Consider the following 18630-nt stretch of genomic DNA (forward strand, 5'->3'; position numbering starts at 1 on the left):
AGCTTGCGCCGTCAGTTATCAGATAAAAAAATCCCCGCCGGTTGGCGGGGATTTTTATTTTGGTAAAGCGTGGCGTTTACCTTAGCTGGCCTTGCGCAGGATCTGCTCAAGGTAGTGGGCAAAGTTGTGACCGTGATGCTCCAGCAGTTTCGGGAACATGGAGATGGAGGTCATGCCCGGGAAGGTGTTGATCTCGTTGAGCAGGATCTCCCCCTCTTCGGTCAGGAAGAAGTCGACGCGAGAGAGGTGGGTCAGGTTGAGCTGACGGAATGCCTTGAGGGCGTACTCGTGGATGGCGTCAGCCTGCGCCTGGGTCAACCCTTCGGCACGCAGGGCCGTTTCGGTGTGGCTCGCGTTGCTGTACTTCTCTTCATAGGTGTAGAACTTGTCCTGCGGCACGCAGATCTCGCCAGGATAGGTGGCCACCAACTCGTCACCGTACTGGTACACCGCCACTTCCAGCTCCCGCGGCTTGACCGCTTTTTCGATCAATACCTGCTCGGAGTAACCGAAGGCGTCCTTGATGCCCTGCACCAGGTCGGCCTCGTTGCTGGCGGAGTAGCACCCCACGGAAGAGCCTTGGGAAGCGGCCTTGATAAAGACCTTGCCCCACTTGGCCAGGGCTGCCTTGGCCTCGGCCAGGCTCGCCTCGTTCTGTTCGGTCAGGAACAGATAGGGGGTATTGGGGATACCGAGAGCGGAGAGCCACAGCTTGGTGCTGATCTTGTTGAAGCAGATCTTGCTCGCCTCGGCATCGCAACCCAGATAAGGGAGGCCAGCCAGCTCCAGGAAGGATTGCAGATCACCGGTCTCGCCCGGGTAGCCGTGAATGCAGGGCACCACGTAGTCCACCGGACGGGCCACGCTGTCAAACGAGAGCAGCTTGTCCAGCCCCAGCTTGCACTCGCGACCATCGGCGCTGAGCCAGCGGTCGGCAAACATCTCGACCCGGGTCACTTCGACACCGGGCAACAGGCCGAGTTGTTTTTCGAGGAAATTGGCGCTGCGCAGAGAGACTTCGTGCTCTGAGCCACCGCCGCCGCACAGCAGCAAGACATGCATGTTCTTCATTAGATGTGATCCCTTGGGAAAAGCGGCTTCGCCATCACCATTTAAAATCCAGTCGCATTAAAAAACGGACGAAGCCAGATACGAACATAAGTGCGCGCCAGTGTAGCAAGGGAGACAAAGCCTTGTCAGCTGATGGGGCCACCACGGCCTCCTTTCTGGCCGCAAAAAAGCGACCATGTGTCAAAAATGGGGAAAAAGAGCTCAGCGCGGCGGGTCGACCCGGCCCACGCCGTTGCCATTGACCCGAAACCAGCCGGCGATGCTGAAGCGCTCGCGATTGGCGGGCAACACCTCGTGGGGGAACTCTTCGGATAAAAACAGCACCAGCCGCCCCCCCTTGGGCGAGACATCCATCAGCAACTGCTCGTCGTTGTCATACATTCGCAGCATCCCGCCCGCCTCTGGCTGCCAGTCGTTGTTGAGATAGAAGACGGAGGTGAGCCGCCGGTTGGAGCGGCCGGCAAAGGCGTCGCGATGGGTGGCATAGAAATCGCCGCTGCGATAGCGGGCAAAGTGGGCCTCGTAATCGAATAGCCCCAGCATCAGCATGCGATTGGCAGCCAGACGCAAGGACTCCATCCGGGCGAGGTAATCGGCCACGGGCGCGCCAAGGGAAGACTCCAGCCAGTGGATCTGATCCCGGCGAATGTCCCGGTTGCCCTGATGCAGCGCCTCGCGCCCTATGCCCGCCGGTTGCCACTCGTCTGGCAGACAGGCCTTGAGGGCATCCACCTCGGCGGCGGTTAAAAAATCATCCACTATCACCCACCCCCGGGTGTAAATGGCATCCATGACGGCTTGATAGTCCAAGATTGACTCGCAACAAGTGGAAAAGAGAGCGCTTTTTAGCGACTTCCCGGCTGGCGCACAAACCGGTTTGCTTATCTTGAGAAGTCCCATCATCAATACGTGTTCTGCCGGATTTCGCGCGCCTTTTTCGCGCCGGTTGTGATCCCGCCCCGCATCGACTCAAGGCCAGTGCCAAAAATGTGATGACGGCCGCATGCCTCGGCGCCGCCCGGTGCAGCCACTTGCCCCAGACAGAGCCGCCCGATACCGTAATCCCCATTCCGGTTTGCAATCCACACAAGGAAGACGTCATGCCCCTGCCCGACCTTACTCTGCAACGCCTCGACGGCAGCCCCTACCCGCTGGCACAGCTGGCGGGCAAGGTGATCCTGGTGGTCAATGTCGCCAGTCGCTGCGGCTTTACCCCCCAGTACACCGGGCTCGAGGCCCTCTATCTGGATCTGGGCCCGGCCGGGCTGGAGATCCTGGGCTTTCCCTGCAACCAGTTTGGCCAGCAGGAGCCAGGGGATGCCGAGGAGATCGCCCGCTTCTGTTCCCTCGACTATCCGGTCACCTTCCCCATCATGGCCAAGTGCGAGGTCAACGGCGAGCAGGCCCACCCCTTCTACCAGTGGTTAAAGAAAGAAAAGCCGGGCTTGCTCGGGCTGGAAAACATCAAGTGGAACTTCACCAAGTTTCTGATCGACCGGGATGGAAACGTGGTGGACCGATTCGCCCCCACCACCAAGCCGGAGAGCCTGACCGAGCAAATCCGCGCTCTGCTCTGACGCCTACCTGCCTGCTTGGCATGACGGCCGGTGCGACAGCTACTGCGCAGCGGCTGCACTTCTGCTATATTGCGCCCCCGTTATCGTTTCTATCTTGTGGCGGGTGCCAAGGCACCGGCCATCCGTTGAGCCAGGTGCTCACCAGAGGAGTTTCTCTCGAACATGTCATTCAATGAACTGGGTCTGTCTCCGCACATCCTGCGGGCCGTCAAGGAGCTGGGTTACGAACAGCCAACCCCCATCCAGCAGCAAGCCATTCCGGCCATTCTGGCCGGTCAGGATGTGCTCGGCGGCGCCCAGACAGGCACAGGCAAAACGGCCGGCTTCACCCTGCCCATGCTCCAGCGTCTGCTGGCCAATCATGGTCGCGGTCGCCGTCAGGTACGCGCCCTGGTGCTGACCCCGACTCGCGAGCTCGCCGCCCAGGTGGGCGAGAGCATCATCAAATATGCCCATCACCTGCCGTTTCGTACTCTGATCGCCTACGGCGGCGTCAGCATCAAACCCAATCTGGACGCCATCAAGCTTGGCATCGATATCCTGGTGGCGACCCCGGGCCGTTTGCTGGATCTGCTGACCCAGGGCGCTCTGACCCTGAACGAGCTGGAAGTGCTGGTGCTGGATGAGGCGGATCGCATGCTCGATATGGGCTTTATCCACGACATCCGCCGCATCATGAAGGCACTGCCCGCCGAGCGGCAGACCCTGCTCTTCTCCGCCACCTTCTCGGATGAGATCAAGGCGCTGGCAGACGATCTGCTGAACGACCCGACCCTGATCGAGGTCGACCCCAGCAACACCGCCGCCGAGCAGGTGACCCAGCGCATTATCCAGGTCGACCGGGAACGGCGCCGCGAGCTGCTCTCCCACATGATCGGTCGTGGCAACTGGCAGCGGGTGCTGGTGTTCGTGCGCACCAAGCAGATCGCCGATCGCCTGGCCCACCAGATGCAAAAAGATGGCCTGGATACGGTCGCCATCCACGGCGACAAGAGCCAGGGGGCCCGTAACCGGGCACTGGCCGATTTTCGTGAAGGCAAGGTGCGGGTGCTGGTCGCCACCGACATCGCCGCCCGTGGCCTCGACATCGATCAACTGCCCCATGTGATCAACTTTGAACTGCCCCAGATGGCGGAGGACTACATCCACCGCATCGGTCGCACCGGCCGTGCCGGTCGCGGCGGCGAGGCCATCTCTCTGGTGAGCCAGGACGAGCTGGGCCAGCTCAAGGCCATCGAATCCCTGATTGGCCAGTCCCTGCCGGTAGAAATCCTCGACGGGTATGAGCCGAGCGGCAAGCCGAGCCGCCAGACTCTGCCCGGCAGCAAGCCGGTACAAAACCCGCCGCGTGCCCGTAGCGGCGCCAATGCCAAGGGTGGCAAGGGCAAACCCGCCGCTGGCAAAGCCAAGGGCGATGGCAGCAAGAAGCCGGCTCAGTCTCCTCAAAACAAGTCTCGCAAGCGGGAAGTGGTGGGCGAGGACGTCGGGTTCACCCCCATGCGCCGCCTGCCCAAGGCCCAGCGGGACAGCTATCAGGAGAGCGACGACGAGTAATTCGTCCCGCGTTGCCATGCTGCTGAGTCAAACAAAGGGAGCCAGTTAGGCTCCCTTTGTGCTTTCTAGCGATCGGGTAAAGGCCCCTACACCAGCGAATGGCGCACGCCGCCGGGATGCTTGCCCGGGTGCTTGCCAGGATGAAATGCAGGCTGGCCGCCATCGAGCGGGCGATGCTGCAAAAACTCGAACAGCCCCGCCTGCAAATTGACGTTCCAGAAGCGCCCGGCCAGGGTCAGCGCCAGCCGCTCGTCCGTCAAGCTGGCCAGCCCGTTTCGCTGCCACCCCTCAAACAACGGCTGCAGATGTGCACGCAGCGGCGCAGGCAGGCTCGCCAGGGCCAGCCAACCGCGATCGAGGGCTCCTCGCAACAGTCCGTCTATCCGGGCGTCGGGGTTGCGGCTCATCACCATGCCTGGGGCCCGCTCACCCTTGGCCAGTGCGTCGTGCCAACCGTCAAGATCGCGGCCATTCATCACCCCGTGACCATGAATGCTGCCCCCCGCACCCGCGCCAAAGGGGAGGATTTCGGCCCCGCGCTTGGCCATCTGGTTGTAGCGGCTCTGCTCTGCGTTACTGCGTCGCCAGTGGCTGCAGGAGAGGCGCTCCCACCCCTGTTGCTCCAGCTGGCTGGCACCATAGGCGTACATGGCGGCTCGCTGCTGACCATCGGCCGACCAGCCCAGCTTGCCTTTCGCCTCGGCCCGCTCGAGATTGGTGCCTGTCATGGCGATGAGCTGGTAGAGATCCACCCCGTGCACCCCGCTTGCCATCACGTCGCTGATGTCCTGGCGCCATACCTCGTCATCCTGCCCGGGCAGACCGAAGATAAGGTCGGCCACGATCACGGCCGCATCGTCCCGGGTCAGCTCGCCGAGTCGGCGCAGCAGGGTCTCCCTGTCATCAAAACGGGCCGCCTGCTGGCGCACGCCGGTATCAAAACTCTGTACGCCAAACGAGAAACGGTTGAAGCCCCCTGCCAGGGCGGTCTGCCACTTGGCCTCGTCAAACCCGTTGAGACGCCCCTCCAGGGTCACCTCCACATCCGGGGTCAACGGAAAGCGCCCAATGGCATTGGTCAGCCTGGCCAGATCCTCGACCGCCATATCGGTGGGGGTGCCCCCGCCCACATAGACGGCAGAGAAAGGTTTACTTTGGCCCAACGGGGTCTCGGCAGCCGCGATCAGGCTGGCACACAGGGCCGCCATGTAACGGCTCATGCGCGCCGGATTGGCGCCATTTTCAAAGAAATTGCAGAAGCTGCAGCGCTTGCGGCAAAAGGGGATGTGGATGTAAAGGGCTCGCTCGTCGGCTTCACTCTCTTGCTGCCACCAGGCTTGCCAGGCGGCTTCGTCGAGGGACACGGGGCGCACACCGCCCCGGCTGGCATGGGCCGAGGTTTTGCCACTGAAGGCAAATTTAAGGGGATCGGGAGTCGCCATGCCGATCATGGTCGGCGTCAGATCGCTTGTCATCGTTGCAGGATTACCATCTGAAATAACGTAAATGATAACCACTATCAATTAACTTCAAGTTTGTGCTGGATCAACTCAGGGTCAGAGAGCCCTGATTTGCTACCTGTCATTAACTGCTAATGTCGATCTAATTAACAGATAAGTTACTCAAGATGAGGTAGGGTGTGCCGATAGAAAGTCATCTCCCCCTCTCGACCATGATTCATCGGGGAAAGATGCCAATCATTGACGATCGCTTACCTGTGCATGGACTCTGCCAACGATGCAAAACCTGTCTCTCAACTGGAAAATGTTCCTCCCCCTCACCCTGGTCATCGGCTGCACATTTGCCCTCAGTTTTGAACTCTCCGCCTGGTTGCAGCGGGATCTCGCCATCCGGCTGGCGGGCGAAAAGGTGGAGAGCGCCGCCAACACCTACATGGATCAGCTCAACGTCCTGATGATGACGGGAGGCATGGCCAATCGGCAAATAGTGCAGACCAAGCTCAAGAGCGAACAGGGCATCGTCGAGGCCAGGGTTATTCGCGCCCCCGCCGTGAGCGATCTGTTCGGGGCGGGTCATCCGGATCAGAAAATCGCGGATGCGCTGGATGAACGCGCCATCAAACAGGGCGAGGTCATCTTCGAGCAACAGGGCAACCAGCTCACCCTGATAAAACCCTTCAAGGCCTACAAGGAGTATCGCGGTACCCAGTGCACCACCTGCCACCAGGTGGCGGAGGGAACCGTCATGGGGGCGGTGCGGATCAGTTACGATCTCAGTCATACCTTCAGTGAAATCCATCGCAACAACCTGATCCTGAGCGGCAGCCTGGCCGCCGTGTTCAGCCTCGGCTTCGGCCTGCTCTGGTGGGTGCTGCAGCGCTACATCAAGCGCCCGGTTCGTCATCTACAGCTCAATATGACCCGCATGGCCAAGGAGCGAGATCTCTCCCTCCCCCTCATCAATCGCAGCCAGGATGAGCTGGGCCAGATGACCCGTGCCGTCCGCGACATGGTGCAGGGGTTTCGCCACAGCCTGCAATCCGTCGAGAGTGCCACCCATCAGCTCTATCAGGAGTCAAACCAGATAAGTGAGGTCGCGACCCGCACCGAAGGAGCGGCACGTCAGCAGGAGAGCATGACCACCCAGGTGGCCGCCGCCGTGAGTGAGCTGGCCGCCAGCTCCCACGAGGTACGAGAACATGCCCGCAAGAGCGCCGAGCTCTCCGCCCTCACCAATCAGGATGCCGCCGAGACCAGCCGCCTCGCCCAGCGCTCCATCACCGATATGGACGAGATGTCGGAGGAGATAGAGCGGGTCGACAAAGTGATCCAGCAGCTCGACAACCGCTGCCTCGCCGTCGACGGCGTGCTGGAGGTGATCAAGGGCATAGCCGATCAGACCAATCTGCTGGCCCTCAACGCCGCCATTGAGGCGGCCCGTGCCGGCGAGCAGGGACGCGGCTTTGCGGTGGTGGCGGACGAGGTGCGGGCCCTCTCCAACCGCAGCCGCGCCGCTAGCGAGGAGATCTCCCAGATGATCGCCGCCCTGCAAAAAGAGGCGCAGAGCGCCGTTGTGGTGATCGGGGATGCAAAAGCCAAGGCCGACGAGAGCATTCACAAGACCGAGGCCACCCTGGCGGCCATGCAAAACATCATTGGACGCATCGCCAGTATCAATGATCTCAATGCCCAGATGGCGCAATCCGCCGAAGAGCAGGACAGGGTCTGCAGCGAGGTCGATCGCTCGGTGAGCGACATTCGCAACAGCGCCAACGATACCCTGGGCCAGGCCCATGCCGCCAACCTGGCCAGCCGCCAGCTGGTCGAGCAGTGCAAGACGCTGGAGCAGTTACTCAAGACCTACCGCTGGTAGCCCGATGGCAGGCAGCAAAAAGCGCGACCCGGGTCGCGCTTTTTTATTGCCTTGGTGCTTGTCAGGATAGAGCCGGCAAGCGTCAGAGGTACAGATCAACCTGCATTTCGGGTGGCTACCGCATCGGCCAAGTTGCGCAGCAGGCTCTCGGTGTCGGCCCAGCCGATACAGGCGTCCGTGATGCTCTGGCCGAAGGTGAGCTCGCACCCGTCCACCAGATCCTGGCGCCCTTCCACCAAATGGCTCTCCACCATGACGCCAAACACCGCCTTACTGCCGGCACGCAGCTGACCGGCCACGTCCTCGGCCACCAGCATCTGGTTCTTGAACTGCTTGCTGCTGTTGGCGTGGCTGAAATCGATCATCACCTTCTGCGGCAGACCGGCCTTCTCCAGCCCCTTCACCACCTCGCTGACGTGGGCGGCGCTGTAGTTTGGCTCGCGGCCACCGCGCAGAATGATGTGGCAATCCGGGTTACCCGCGGTCGCCACAATGGCGGAGTGGCCGTACTTGGTCACCGACAGGAAGTGGTGCGGCGCGCTGGCGGCGCCGATGGCGTCGATAGCCACCTTGATGGTGCCGTCGGTACCGTTCTTGAAGCCCACCGGGCAGGAGAGGCCGGAGGCCAGCTCGCGGTGCACCTGAGATTCGGTGGTGCGCGCCCCGATGGCGCCCCAGCTCATCAGATCCGCCACGTATTGCGGGGTGATCATATCGAGGAATTCGGAGGCGGTCGGCAGCCCCATGTCGTTGAGATCCAGCAGCAGCTTGCGCCCCAGGCGCAGGCCGTCGTTGATCTGGCAGCTGTTGTCGAGGTAGGGGTCGTTGATCAGCCCCTTCCAGCCCACAGTGGTGCGCGGCTTCTCGAAATAGACCCGCATCACGATCTCGAGCTGATCTTTGAGCTCGTCACGCAGCGCCTTGAGGCGCTTGCCGTATTCCAGCGCCGCGACCGGATCGTGGATGGAGCAGGGACCGATCACCACCAGCAGGCGATCATCGTCACCGGTCAGAATGCGGTGAATGGCCTGGCGGGATTCAAACACCGTATTTGATGCGGTCTCGGTGGCCGGAAACTTCTCAAGCACCGCAACCGGGGGCAATAACTCTTTGATTTCACTGATACGAACGTCGTCGGTTTGATGCTGCATGACAAGGCTTCCTGCTAGATGACTGCGATAATGAAACTTCAATCTAGCCCTCGACAGAGGCGGTGTAAATAGAAAATTACATTAACAGCAAAACTATTTCACCAAGCAATCTTGCAAGTTACTGAAATGATGCTAAAGCGAATATCACAGACAACAAGGCCCGCGCAATGGCGGGCCTCACGGGTACAAATCAATCAGTGACGATGACTGATGCTGGCCAGCTTGTCGAAGTAATCCGGGAAGGTCTTCGAGGTGCACTTGGGATCATTGATGGTCACCGGCGTATCCGACAACGCCACCAGGGAGAAGCACATGGCAATGCGATGATCGTTATAGGTATCGATCGCCGCATGGTTGAGTTGGGCCGCCGGGGTCACCGTGATGAAGTCGTGCCCCTCCTCCACATCGACACCCAGCTTGCGCAGCTCGGTCGCCATGGCGTGCAGACGGTCGGTTTCCTTCACCCGCCAGTTGTAGATGTTGCGAATGGAGGTGGGCCCCTCGGCAAACAGCGCCGCCACGGCGATGGTCATGGCCGCATCCGGGATGTGGTTCATGTCCATGTCGATGCCCTGCAGCTCGCCCTGCTCGGCCTCGATGAAGTCATCACCCCAGGTGATACGGGCGCCCATCTTCTCCAGCACGTCGGCAAAGTGAATGTCCCCCTGGATGCTGTGCTTGCCGATGCCGGTGACCCGCACCTTGCCCTTGATGGCCCCCGCCGCGAGGAAGTAGGAGGCGCTGGAGGCATCCCCTTCCACCAGGAAATCGCCCGGGCTGACATAGGTCTGGTTGCCCTTGATGTAGAACACCTTGTAGTTGTCGTGTTCGATGACCACCCCGAACTGCTTCATGATGTGCAGGGTGATGTCGATGTAGGGTTTGGAGACCAGCTCCCCCTTGATGTGGATGCGGGTGTCGCCGGCCGCCATGGGTGCCGCCATCAAAAAGGCGGTCAGGAACTGGCTGGAGACGGAGCCATCCACGTGCACGTCGCCGCCCCAGAGCCCCTTGGCGTCCACCACCAGGGGCGGATAGCCATCTTTTTTCAGGTACTGGATATGGGCGCCCGCCTCGCGCAGGGCATCCACCAGATGGCCGATGGGACGCTCTTCCATGCGCGGCTCGCCCCCCAGGGTGTACTCCCCGGAACCGAGGCACAAGGCTGCACACAAGGGACGCATGGCGGTGCCTGCATTGCCGAGGAACAGATTGACCGGTTCTTTCACCGCAAAGCTGCGACCCAAACCATGTACGGTGCACTCGGTCTTGTCGGCAGAGAGCTTGTATTTGACGCCGAGCTGGGTCAGCGCCGCCAGCATGTGGCGGATATCATCGCTGTCGAGCAGATTGGTCAAACGGGTGGTGCCGCGAGCCAGCGCTGCCAGCAGCAGGGCCCGGTTAGAGACACTCTTGGAGCCGGGCAGATTAACTTCGCCAGCCACTCGGGAAATGGGTTCCAGACGCAACGAATTCATAGACTTCCTGTACTATCTCAAAAAAACACCTGTCCGGACGTTAACAGCCCGCGCCCAGCTCGGCAAGGGTACTTTCGGGGTAAATATGGCGGCGGGCGCCGCATTCAGGACAAGCAGAAAAAGACGCCGGGCTCGGCCCGGCGTCTGACATCAGCAGGGAAAAACTCAGCCGTGGCGCTTGGCAAAGCCGTCCATGAAGCTGACCAGCGCCTTGACCCCTTCCAGCGGCATGGCGTTGTAGAGGCTGGCGCGCATGCCGCCGACGATGCGGTGCCCCTTGAGCGCCAGCAGACCGGCCTCTTCCGATTCGGCCAGGAACAGCTTGTCCAGCTCGGCATTTTTCAGCTGGAACGGGATGTTCATGCGAGAGCGGCAGCTGGCATCCACCTGGTTGCCATAGAAGCTCGACTGATCGAGATAGCCGTAGAGGAAATCGGCCTTCTCCTTGTTGCGTGCTTCCATGGCCGCCAGGCCGCCCTGCTCTTTCAGCCACTCGAACACCAGACCGGCCAGATACCAGGCATAGGTGGGTGGCGTGTTGAACATGGAGTCGTTCTTGGCGGTGAGCTGGTAGTCGAAAATCGAAGGCACATCGGCGCGCGCCTGGCTCAGCAGATCGTCGCGCACGATGGCAATCGCCAGGCCAGAGGGGCCAATGTTCTTCTGCGCGCCGGCATAGATGATGCCAAAACGGCTCACATCGAGAGGACGGGAGAGAATGGTGGAGGAGAGATCCGCCACCAGGGGCACGTCGCCGGTGGCCGGGATGTCGAACATCTCGATGCCGTCGATGGTTTCGTTCGGGCAGTAGTGCACATAGGCCGCATCGGCGCGAAACGCCGGGGTCGGCAGCAGGTGAGATATGCCTTGGGCATTTTTGGCAACCCCCTGATAGGTCTGGATGTCGCCATACTTTTTGGCCTCATCCACGGCGCTCTGGGACCAGACGCCGGTCAGCAGAAAGTCAGCCTTCTTGTTGGCACCACCCAAGAGGTTCATTGGCACGGCGGAGAACTGGCCGCGACCGCCGCCGTGCATGAACAGCACCTTGTAGTTGTCCGGTACCGCCAGCAGCTCGCGCAAGTCTGCTTCGGCCTTCTCGGCGACCGCCATGTAGGGCTTGCCGCGGTGGGACAGCTCCATGACCGAGGCTCCCAGCCCCTGAAAATTACAAAATTCGCGCTGGGCGCGCTCCATGACTTCGACCGGCAACATGGCAGGGCCGGCGCAGAAGTTGTAAATCTGTTTGCTCATGACGCTTTCCGTGAATGGATGAGAGTGATCGATGACTTGTCAGGTTTTACACAAGAGAGGCTTGCTGATCAAAGGCTTTTTGGGATCTGGCGCACTCTTTTCAGTCATGATGAAGCGTCGGGCAGAAGAGAAAAAACCCTGAACGGGTCAGGGCTTGCTGAGAACATGCGCAGAATTGGTCGCGAGTCCGCATCAAACGCGAGTCACTGCCTTTTCTGACAAATTTACACCTTGGCGGTGAGCTCCGGCAGCAGGGTGAAGAGATCCCCCACCAGACCATAGTCCGCCACCTGGAAGATGGGGGCCTCGCTATCCTTGTTGATAGCGACGATCACCTTCGACTCCTTCATCCCCGCCAGATGCTGGATGGCCCCCGAGATGCCGACCGCGATGTAAAGCTCGGGGGCGACCACCTTGCCGGTCTGCCCCACTTGCAGATCGTTGGCCACAAACCCCGCATCCACCGCGGCGCGCGATGCCCCCACGGCGCCACCCAGCTTGTCCGCCAGCGCCTCAATGAGGGCAAACTGCGCCTTGGAGCCCAGTGCCCGCCCGCCGGATACCACCACTCGCGCCGCCGCGAGATCGGGCCTGGCCGAACGGATGGCCTGGCGCTCTACCAGACGGGTACGGCACTTGAACTCGGGCACCGACAAGGCTTCGACGGACGCGGACGCCCCCTGCTGCCCCGCCTTGGCAAAGGCGGTCGGACGGACCGTCATCACCTTGACGGGTGCCGAGCTTGCCACCCTGGCGATGGCATTGCCGGCATAGATGGGTCGCAGGAAGGTATCGCCGCTCTCGATACCGATCACCTCGGCAATCATCTCCACCCCGAGCCGGGCCGCCACCTGGGGCAGCAGCGCTTTGCCCGTGCTGCTGGCCGCCATCAGGCAGTGTTCATACCCTCGGGCATGAGTGGCCAGCAGCTTGTCGACCCCATCCAACAAGCCGTCTGCCAGCATGGGATGCTCGGCCAGCAATACCTTGTCGACCCCTTCCAGTTGCGCGGCCTGCGCCGCCACCTCGCTCAGCCCCTGCCCGAAGAACAGCAGATGGATGTCGCCCCCCAGTTGCCCTGCAGCCGTGACCAGCTGCGCGGCGTTGTCGGCCAGCCGGCCCTGATGATGTTCGGCAATGATCAGCACGCTCATGGCAGCACCTTCGCTTCGTTCTTGAGTTTGTCCACCAGCTCGTCCACCGAGCCGACCCGGATCCCGGCGGCGCGCGCAGGGGGCGCCATCACCCCGAGCTGCCGGGTCTGACCGACAGGCTCGACGGCAAGGGCGGCAAACGGTGCGCTCTCGAGCGATTTGCGCTTGGCCTTCATGATGTTGGGGAGCGAAGCAAAGCGCGGTTCGTTGAGCCGCAGATCGACACTGACGACAGCGGGCAACGGCATGCCGAGAGTCTCAAGGCCGCTGTCTATCTCGCGGGTCACCAGCAGCTCCCCCCCCTCAAGCTTGATCGCGCTGGCACAGGTAGCCAGCGGCCAGTCATTGAGGGCCGCCAGCATCTGGGCTACCTGATTGTTGTCTGAATCGATGGACTGCTTGCCAAGGAGCACCAGATCCGGCTGCTCCAGCTCGCATACCTGTTGCAGGGCGCGGGCTACGGTGAGCGGTGTGAGCGTCTCGTCCGTCACATAGTGGCGGGCCCGATCCGCCCCCAGCGCCAAGGTATGGCGCAGCTGTTCGGCAGCTGCCTCTGGCCCGAACGTCACCACCACCAGCTCGCTTGCCACCCCGGCTTCCCGCAGTCTGACGCCCTCCTCCACCGCTATTTCACAAAACGGGTTGATACCCATCTTCACGTTAGCGAGCTCAACATCCGAGCAGTCTCCCTTGACCCGGATCTTGACGTTGTAATCTACTACCCGTTTGATCGCGACCAGCAGCTTCATGGGGTCATGCCTCATCTGTTTGGGTTGAATTCATTGACCAGTCCTTGCACTTTTTTGTTTGATTTTTTACTTACAAGAGCTTTACGTTTACGTAAACTACCAGCACTACCCTAGGCCAACTAGAGCGCAGAGGCAAGATGGAACGGGAAGCAATGGAATTTGATGTCATCATCGTGGGTGGCGGCCCGGCGGGGCTCAGCGCAGCCATCGCCCTGAAGCAGCACAACGCCGACCTGTCGGTCTGTTTGTTGGAGAAGGGAGCCGAAATTGGCGCCCACCTGCTCTCCGGCGCCTTGTTCGATCCCGTTGCTCTCAAGGAGTTGCTGCCGGATAGCTGGCAGGAGGCTCCCCTCGGCGTACCTGTCAGCGACGATCAGGTGCACCTGCTGCAAAACGATAGCCGGGCGCTGCAACTGCCCCACTGGGCGGTACCGCCACGGATGCACAACACGGGTTGCCATATCCTGAGTCTTGGCAACCTCTGCCGCTGGCTCGCCCGGCAGGCAGAAGCACTGGGAGTCGAAATATACCCGGGCTTCACCGCCAGTGAACTTATCATGGAAAATGGCCGGGTCAAGGGCGTGCTCACCGGCGATCTCGGGCTGGATCGGGCCGGTAACCCCAAGGCGGATCACGTGCCCGGCATGGCACTGCTCGGTCGCTACACCCTGTTTGCCGAAGGGGCTCGCGGCCATCTTGGCAAGCAGCTCATCACCCAGTTCGGGCTGGAAAACGGCGCCCAGCCGCAACACTACGCCATCGGCTTCAAGGAGCTGTGGCAACTGCCGGCCGGCCAGAGCCATGCTGGCCGGGTGTTGCATGGCAGCGGCTGGCCCCTTGGCAAAGAAGGGAGCAATCACAGCCACGGTGGCTTCTACCTCTACCACATGGAAGGGGATCAGGTGGCAGTCGGCCTTATCGTCGATCTCAACTACCAGAACCCTTGGCTCAGCCCGTTTGACGAGTTCCAGCGTCTCAAGCACCACCCGCTGATCGCCGAGGTACTCAAGGGAGGCGAGCGCATCAGTTATGGCGCCCGCGCCATCACCAAGGGAGGCTGGCACTCCTTGCCCCACATGCATTTCCCCGGCGGTCTACTGATTGGCTGCGACGCCGGCACCCTGGATTTCTCCCGTATCAAGGGCATCCACACCGCCATGAAGTCGGGAATGCTGGCGGCCAAGACCGTCGCCATGAGTCTCAAGGGCGGGGATGAAGGGGGACGGGATCTGGCCGAGTTTGGCGATGCGTTGCAGCAAAGCTGGCTGGCCCGTGAGCTGAAAACCGCCCGCAATGTCGGTGCGTCCCTGCATCGCTACGGACCCTGGCTCGGTGGCGCCTTCAACTGGCTGGAACAACGCCTCTTTCACTCCCGCCTCTTCAGGGAAGGTTCGCCCTTTACCCTGCTGGACAGGGAGCCCGACTACCGTCAGCTGCGCATGGCCAGTCGTTGTGAGCCTATCGACTATCCCAAGCCGGATGGCAAGCTCAGCTTCGACAAGCTCTCGTCCGTCTATCTGGCCAACACCAGCCACGACGAGGATCAGCCCTGTCACCTCAAATTGCAGGATGAACAGATCCCGGTCGAGGTCAACTTGGCCACCTGGGCCGAACCCGCCCAGCGTTACTGTCCGGCGGGCGTCTTTGAGATCATTGAGGTCGAACACGAGCCACGGCTGCAGATCAATGCCGCCAACTGCATTCACTGCAAGACTTGTGACATCAAGGATCCCAGCCAGAACATCACCTGGACGCCGCCGCAGGGGGGCAGTGGGCCCAACTACCCCAATATGTGACAGGGTCTTATACGACAGGGCCTAATGTTGTGGAATATTGTGTTGAGGAGCATTTGCATGCAGATCCGAGATGGCATGGCTAACCAGCCCCTCAACATCTCCCCCGGCTGTTGCCCATGGGGGAGATGGTCCCAACTGCCCATCAGGTGAAAGAGGCTTATCCCTCATCCCGGAAAGCGGCAAAGCAGATGCCTCCGGGCTGACCACTTTCCAGCCAGATCCGATGATCCGACCTCGCTGTTTTTTTGAGCGAACAGGCTGAACCCAGCATGAATAAGCCCTGACAAGCGCGGCCCGCCCCTGTATAGTTCGCCGCATTCAGGTTTTCCATCGGCCCGTTCAGCTTGTCCACGGGATCGCTTTCTACGCGCTCTAAGGCCGCATGACCTGTGCAACCATCCCTGATTACCCATGACTTTTTAAGGGGGGACAGATGATCACCGCCTACATTCTCAATAACAAGGTACTGGACATAGTCACGCTCGGGCCTGACGACATAGTGCCTGACAACACGGTCTGGCTGGATGCCTACAAACCGGACACGGCGGAGCGAGAATGGTTGACGGGCCTGTTCCTGGAAGAAGTGCCCGACAAGGAGGAGCTGGACGACATCGAGGCGTCGGCCCGTTTCTACTGGGACACCGACGGTCTGCACATTCACTCCCTGTTTCCCCAGCGGATCGGTCGTGACACCAAGGGTGTCCACGTCTCCTTTACCTTGCGCAACAACCTGCTGATCAGCATCCGCGAGGATGATATCGGTCTGGTGCGCCTGCTGCGCCACTATATGCGCCAGGACAGGCTGGAGGTGGAGGATGCCCTCGACATCCTGCTGGAGGTGCAGAACCTGAAAGTTGAGTACCTCTCCGACCTTATCGAGGATGGTTACAAAACCTTGGAAAACACCGCCGATCAGATCTTCGAGCCGGATCAGATCAACCCCATGCTTAAAGAGTTGATGGCGCAGGAAGAGGCCAACGGCCAGATCCGTCTCTCCCTGCACGATACCCGGCGCGCCCTGCGTTTTTTGAAGCGCAGCCTGCGCCAGCGCATGAGCCTGGAGCAGAACAAGTGGATCGACGAGATGCTGCACGACGTGGAGTCTCTGTTGCCCCACACCCAGTTCCTGTTCGACAAGATCAACTTCCAGCTGGAGGCCTCCATGGGGGTGACCAATCTGGAGCAGAACAAGGTGATCAAAATCTTCTCGGTAGCAGCAGTGATCTTCCTGCCACCGACGCTTATCGCCAGCATCTACGGCATGAACTTCGGCCGCATGCCGGAGCTCGCCTGGGAGTACGGCTATCCCCTCTCCCTGGTGCTGATGGTGATGTCATCGCTCGGCACCGGCCTCTTCTTCAAGCGCAAGGGCTGGCTGTAACGCCACCTTGAATGACAAACGCGGATTGGGGGGCATGGCCCCCCGATTAATTCCTCTCTCCCCCGCACCTTGCAAAGGGCCCTGTCCCGCCCCATATCTGCCACATCCTTCATCCAAGCGGATCACGGGCCTTATGACCCTCTACCCCGAACACAGATATGACGATCACGGCCAATTGCGCCCCCCGCTCTGGTTTTGGCCCATTGCCCTGTTGCTGACCCGCTCGGTCTGGCTGTTTCTGATGGCGGGGGTCAGCCGGGAGAGCGGCAGCGACATTCTCGCCCTCTTCTATCCGGACAAGATCAGCCTCTATCTCAGTCTGCTGACCGACGTGCCCGCCATGCTGGCGCTGCTAGCCTGTGGCGGCACCTATCAACAGACCAAGAGTGCACGGGCATGGCTCAGGCGCCACAGCCGGGGCCTCTTGCTCTGCTCTGCCGCAAGCGGCCTGGTGATGCAGCTGCACAGCCTCAATCTGCAGAAGTGGAGCTTCAGCTGGCCCACCGCCCTGGTGCTGATCGCCAGCCTGTGGAGCCTCTGGTATCTGCTGCGCAGTCGCCAGCTACGTGAATACGCCGCCGACCAGCCCCATTAAGGGAGTGCTCCTGCCTATTGGCGGGTGACCCGGATCTGCAGGGTCTGGCGATCGTGCTGGTTGCCACCCCCGGCCTGCAGTTGGGTACCCAGGCTACTGCCTTGCCGGGCCGAGCTGGTCGAAAGCTCCCCCACCGTCAGCCACTGGCCCGGGGCACCGCTCACCTCGGTGGCGCTCTGCCCTCTGTTGATGATGCCCTGCTCCAGCCTGGCCTGCTCGCTGCTGAGCGCTATCTGCACCCTGTCTCCAATCATAGTGGCGGTGGCATAGAGGCCGTTGACCAGGGGCATCAGCCCCACCACCTGGCCGCCACGCCACTGATAGAAGGTCACTGGTTGATAGGATCCCATCTGCAGCAATACGGGTCGCCCCGACAGGCCGCGCACCTGCCAGTTGTCGTTTTGGCTCTGCTGGTATTGCCGGGCGTTACCATCCAGCAACCATTGCCGTTTGACCTCATCGCGGCCAACCCCGACACCCAGCTGCTGGCCACTGGACGTGCCATCGACCCGCCATTCGATGAGCAGGCTCTGGGGCGGTTTGTTGAGCTGGGCCAGGGTCGTCTCGGCTTCCTGCAACTGGGCCGGGGTACCACTCAGCACCAGCTGGTTACCCATGGCGCTTACCCCGAGATCCGGGTAGATCTCCTTGAGGGTCTGCACCGCAGCGCCGGCATCAAAGACCGGGATCACCTTCACCTCGGCGCGAAGCAACCCACTCCAGAGCCAGAGCAGAGTGCAGAGCAGCATCCCCAGCCAGCGACCGCCTTTGTCCATCTTGTTCATCGCACCCTCCTCGCTCCCGCACCTATCGCTTTCACCATGGCAGCCTGCTCCATGCTGATGATGGCCCCTCGCCCCACCCGAATACAAGGGTAAGCAGGGCTCCCGCCCAGCACGTATTATCGCGTAAGATAGCGACATCTTTTTACCAAGCGGATCCCTTCATGTTGAAACAGTTGTTATTGCTCCCCCTCGTCCTGCTGCTGGGTGCCTGCTCGCTCACCCAGTACAACGTCAGCGAGGCCGAAATCAACCAATACCTCAAGGATCAGGTCTCCTTTGAAAAACAGCTGGGGATCCCCGGCATCATGTCGAGCAAGATCCGCCTCGATGAGATGCAAAGCCGCATCGGCCGCAGCCAGCCGGATCGCATCGAACTGGATGCCGCCGGCGATCTGCAGGTGCTGAGCCCCCTTGGCAGCCAGCAGATGAAGGTTCGCTTTGCCCTGCGGGCCCGTCCGGAATACCTGGCGGATCAGGGGGCCATCTATCTGCGCGATCTGGAGCTGCTCTCGGTCAAGACCGAACCTGCCGACATAGGCGCGGCGCTCACGCCGCTGCTGCCCACCTTCAACCAGTCGCTCTCCCTGTTCCTGTCCCAGACCCCCGTCTACCGGCTCGATGCAAGCCGCCAGAATGAGGCGAGGATCAAGGAGAAGGTCGAGGCCCTCAAGGTAGAGCCTGGCCGCCTGGTGATCCCCTTCAAGGTGTTCTAAACCCGCTCCTTGCCATCGCCCTCTGCGCGATAACCGTGA

General features: G+C 61.1%; 17 protein-coding genes. 7 read left to right on the forward strand and 10 right to left on the reverse strand.

Annotation, left to right across the window (positions count from 1 at the left end):
* Positions 1-81: 81 nt before the first annotated feature.
* Positions 82-1071, reverse strand: coding sequence for a D-alanine--D-alanine ligase (locus BN1123_RS19835; RefSeq protein WP_042029184.1), 990 nt, complete (start codon positions 1069-1071; stop codon positions 82-84).
* 201 nt (positions 1072-1272) lie between these two features.
* A complete protein-coding gene (locus BN1123_RS19840; protein ID WP_042029185.1) occupies positions 1273-1881 on the reverse strand; it encodes a 2OG-Fe(II) oxygenase in 609 nt (202 codons plus the stop codon).
* 290 nt (positions 1882-2171) lie between these two features.
* On the opposite strand from BN1123_RS19840, the gene BN1123_RS19845 reads away from it, so the two are divergent.
* Together BN1123_RS19845 and BN1123_RS19850 are read left to right on the forward strand one after the other, a co-directional pair.
* Positions 2172-2648, forward strand: coding sequence for a glutathione peroxidase (locus BN1123_RS19845; RefSeq protein WP_042029187.1), 477 nt, complete (start codon positions 2172-2174; stop codon positions 2646-2648).
* A 162-nt stretch (positions 2649-2810) separates the two neighbouring features.
* A complete protein-coding gene (locus BN1123_RS19850; RefSeq protein WP_042029188.1) occupies positions 2811-4202 on the forward strand; it encodes a DEAD/DEAH box helicase in 1392 nt (463 codons plus the stop codon).
* Positions 4203-4288: 86 nt separating this feature from the next.
* Here the strand turns inward: BN1123_RS19850 and hutW are convergent, their stop codons facing one another.
* Positions 4289-5677 (reverse strand): heme anaerobic degradation radical SAM methyltransferase ChuW/HutW, encoded by a 1389-nt coding sequence (gene hutW, locus BN1123_RS19855; RefSeq protein ID WP_042029189.1) that lies wholly within the window; start codon positions 5675-5677, stop codon positions 4289-4291.
* A gap of 262 nt (positions 5678-5939) precedes the next feature.
* Between hutW and BN1123_RS19860 the strand changes: the two genes are divergently transcribed.
* Complete coding sequence (locus BN1123_RS19860) at positions 5940-7535, forward strand: methyl-accepting chemotaxis protein (RefSeq protein ID WP_042029190.1); 1596 nt, start codon at positions 5940-5942, stop codon at positions 7533-7535.
* Between the two features lie 95 nt (positions 7536-7630).
* Here the strand turns inward: BN1123_RS19860 and aroG are convergent, their stop codons facing one another.
* The 5 genes from aroG to BN1123_RS19885 all read right to left on the reverse strand — a co-directional run bounded on the left by aroG (position 7631) and on the right by BN1123_RS19885 (position 13321).
* Complete coding sequence (gene aroG / locus BN1123_RS19865; protein WP_042029191.1) at positions 7631-8686, reverse strand: 3-deoxy-7-phosphoheptulonate synthase AroG; 1056 nt, start codon at positions 8684-8686, stop codon at positions 7631-7633.
* A gap of 194 nt (positions 8687-8880) precedes the next feature.
* A complete protein-coding gene (aroA, locus tag BN1123_RS19870) occupies positions 8881-10164 on the reverse strand; it encodes a 3-phosphoshikimate 1-carboxyvinyltransferase (protein WP_042029192.1) in 1284 nt (427 codons plus the stop codon).
* Positions 10165-10329: 165 nt separating this feature from the next.
* On the reverse strand, positions 10330-11418 hold the full coding sequence (gene serC / locus BN1123_RS19875; RefSeq protein WP_042029193.1) for a 3-phosphoserine/phosphohydroxythreonine transaminase: 1089 nt from the start codon (positions 11416-11418) through the stop codon (positions 10330-10332).
* A 224-nt stretch (positions 11419-11642) separates the two neighbouring features.
* A complete protein-coding gene (locus BN1123_RS19880) occupies positions 11643-12572 on the reverse strand; it encodes an electron transfer flavoprotein subunit alpha/FixB family protein (protein WP_042029194.1) in 930 nt (309 codons plus the stop codon).
* Positions 12569-13321 (reverse strand): electron transfer flavoprotein subunit beta/FixA family protein, encoded by a 753-nt coding sequence (locus tag BN1123_RS19885; protein ID WP_042029196.1) that lies wholly within the window; start codon positions 13319-13321, stop codon positions 12569-12571. The genes BN1123_RS19880 and BN1123_RS19885 overlap by 4 nt, the downstream gene beginning before the upstream one ends.
* A gap of 137 nt (positions 13322-13458) precedes the next feature.
* Between BN1123_RS19885 and BN1123_RS19890 the strand changes: the two genes are divergently transcribed.
* Entirely contained in the window at positions 13459-15117 is a 1659-nt protein-coding gene (locus BN1123_RS19890) for an electron transfer flavoprotein-ubiquinone oxidoreductase (RefSeq protein WP_042029197.1), read from the forward strand.
* A gap of 157 nt (positions 15118-15274) precedes the next feature.
* Here BN1123_RS19890 and BN1123_RS21580 read toward each other — a convergent pair whose 3' ends face one another.
* Positions 15275-15469: a hypothetical protein gene (locus BN1123_RS21580; RefSeq protein ID WP_156130761.1), complete on the reverse strand. Its 195-nt coding sequence runs from the start codon at positions 15467-15469 to the stop codon at positions 15275-15277.
* A gap of 81 nt (positions 15470-15550) precedes the next feature.
* On the opposite strand from BN1123_RS21580, the gene corA reads away from it, so the two are divergent.
* Both corA and BN1123_RS19900 read left to right on the forward strand, forming a co-directional pair.
* Positions 15551-16498 (forward strand): magnesium/cobalt transporter CorA, encoded by a 948-nt coding sequence (gene corA / locus BN1123_RS19895; protein WP_026456618.1) that lies wholly within the window; start codon positions 15551-15553, stop codon positions 16496-16498.
* A 133-nt stretch (positions 16499-16631) separates the two neighbouring features.
* Positions 16632-17093 (forward strand): DUF2919 domain-containing protein, encoded by a 462-nt coding sequence (locus tag BN1123_RS19900; RefSeq protein ID WP_026456619.1) that lies wholly within the window; start codon positions 16632-16634, stop codon positions 17091-17093.
* 14 nt (positions 17094-17107) lie between these two features.
* On the opposite strand, the gene BN1123_RS19905 is transcribed toward BN1123_RS19900, so the two are convergent.
* Positions 17108-17869 (reverse strand): hypothetical protein, encoded by a 762-nt coding sequence (locus BN1123_RS19905; RefSeq protein ID WP_412149920.1) that lies wholly within the window; start codon positions 17867-17869, stop codon positions 17108-17110.
* Positions 17870-18039: 170 nt separating this feature from the next.
* On the opposite strand from BN1123_RS19905, the gene BN1123_RS19910 reads away from it, so the two are divergent.
* The gene (locus BN1123_RS19910; RefSeq protein ID WP_042029199.1) at positions 18040-18591 is read left to right on the forward strand and encodes a lipoprotein; all 552 of its coding nucleotides are present in this window, start codon (positions 18040-18042) and stop codon (positions 18589-18591) included.
* Positions 18592-18630: the final 39 nt, after the last annotated feature.

The sequence above is a fragment of the Aeromonas enteropelogenes genome (assembly GCF_000819845.1).
Taxonomy (GTDB): domain Bacteria; phylum Pseudomonadota; class Gammaproteobacteria; order Enterobacterales; family Aeromonadaceae; genus Aeromonas; species Aeromonas enteropelogenes.

Coding starts and splice junctions, on each gene's coding strand:
- BN1123_RS19835 (WP_042029184.1), bottom strand. CDS start 1,071: ATGAAGAACATGCATGTCTTGCTGCTGTGCGGCGGCGGTGGCTCAGAG.
- BN1123_RS19845 (WP_042029187.1), top strand. CDS start 2,172: ATGCCCCTGCCCGACCTTACTCTGCAACGCCTCGACGGCAGCCCCTAC.
- BN1123_RS19850 (WP_042029188.1), top strand. CDS start 2,811: ATGTCATTCAATGAACTGGGTCTGTCTCCGCACATCCTGCGGGCCGTC.
- hutW (WP_042029189.1), bottom strand. CDS start 5,677: ATGACAAGCGATCTGACGCCGACCATGATCGGCATGGCGACTCCCGAT.
- BN1123_RS19860 (WP_042029190.1), top strand. CDS start 5,940: ATGCAAAACCTGTCTCTCAACTGGAAAATGTTCCTCCCCCTCACCCTG.
- aroG (WP_042029191.1), bottom strand. CDS start 8,686: ATGCAGCATCAAACCGACGACGTTCGTATCAGTGAAATCAAAGAGTTA.
- aroA (WP_042029192.1), bottom strand. CDS start 10,164: ATGAATTCGTTGCGTCTGGAACCCATTTCCCGAGTGGCTGGCGAAGTT.
- serC (WP_042029193.1), bottom strand. CDS start 11,418: ATGAGCAAACAGATTTACAACTTCTGCGCCGGCCCTGCCATGTTGCCG.
- BN1123_RS19880 (WP_042029194.1), bottom strand. CDS start 12,572: ATGAGCGTGCTGATCATTGCCGAACATCATCAGGGCCGGCTGGCCGAC.
- BN1123_RS19885 (WP_042029196.1), bottom strand. CDS start 13,321: ATGAAGCTGCTGGTCGCGATCAAACGGGTAGTAGATTACAACGTCAAG.
- BN1123_RS19890 (WP_042029197.1), top strand. CDS start 13,459: ATGGAACGGGAAGCAATGGAATTTGATGTCATCATCGTGGGTGGCGGC.
- corA (WP_026456618.1), top strand. CDS start 15,551: ATGATCACCGCCTACATTCTCAATAACAAGGTACTGGACATAGTCACG.
- BN1123_RS19900 (WP_026456619.1), top strand. CDS start 16,632: ATGACCCTCTACCCCGAACACAGATATGACGATCACGGCCAATTGCGC.
- BN1123_RS19905 (WP_412149920.1), bottom strand. CDS start 17,869: ATGGACAAAGGCGGTCGCTGGCTGGGGATGCTGCTCTGCACTCTGCTC.
- BN1123_RS19910 (WP_042029199.1), top strand. CDS start 18,040: ATGTTGAAACAGTTGTTATTGCTCCCCCTCGTCCTGCTGCTGGGTGCC.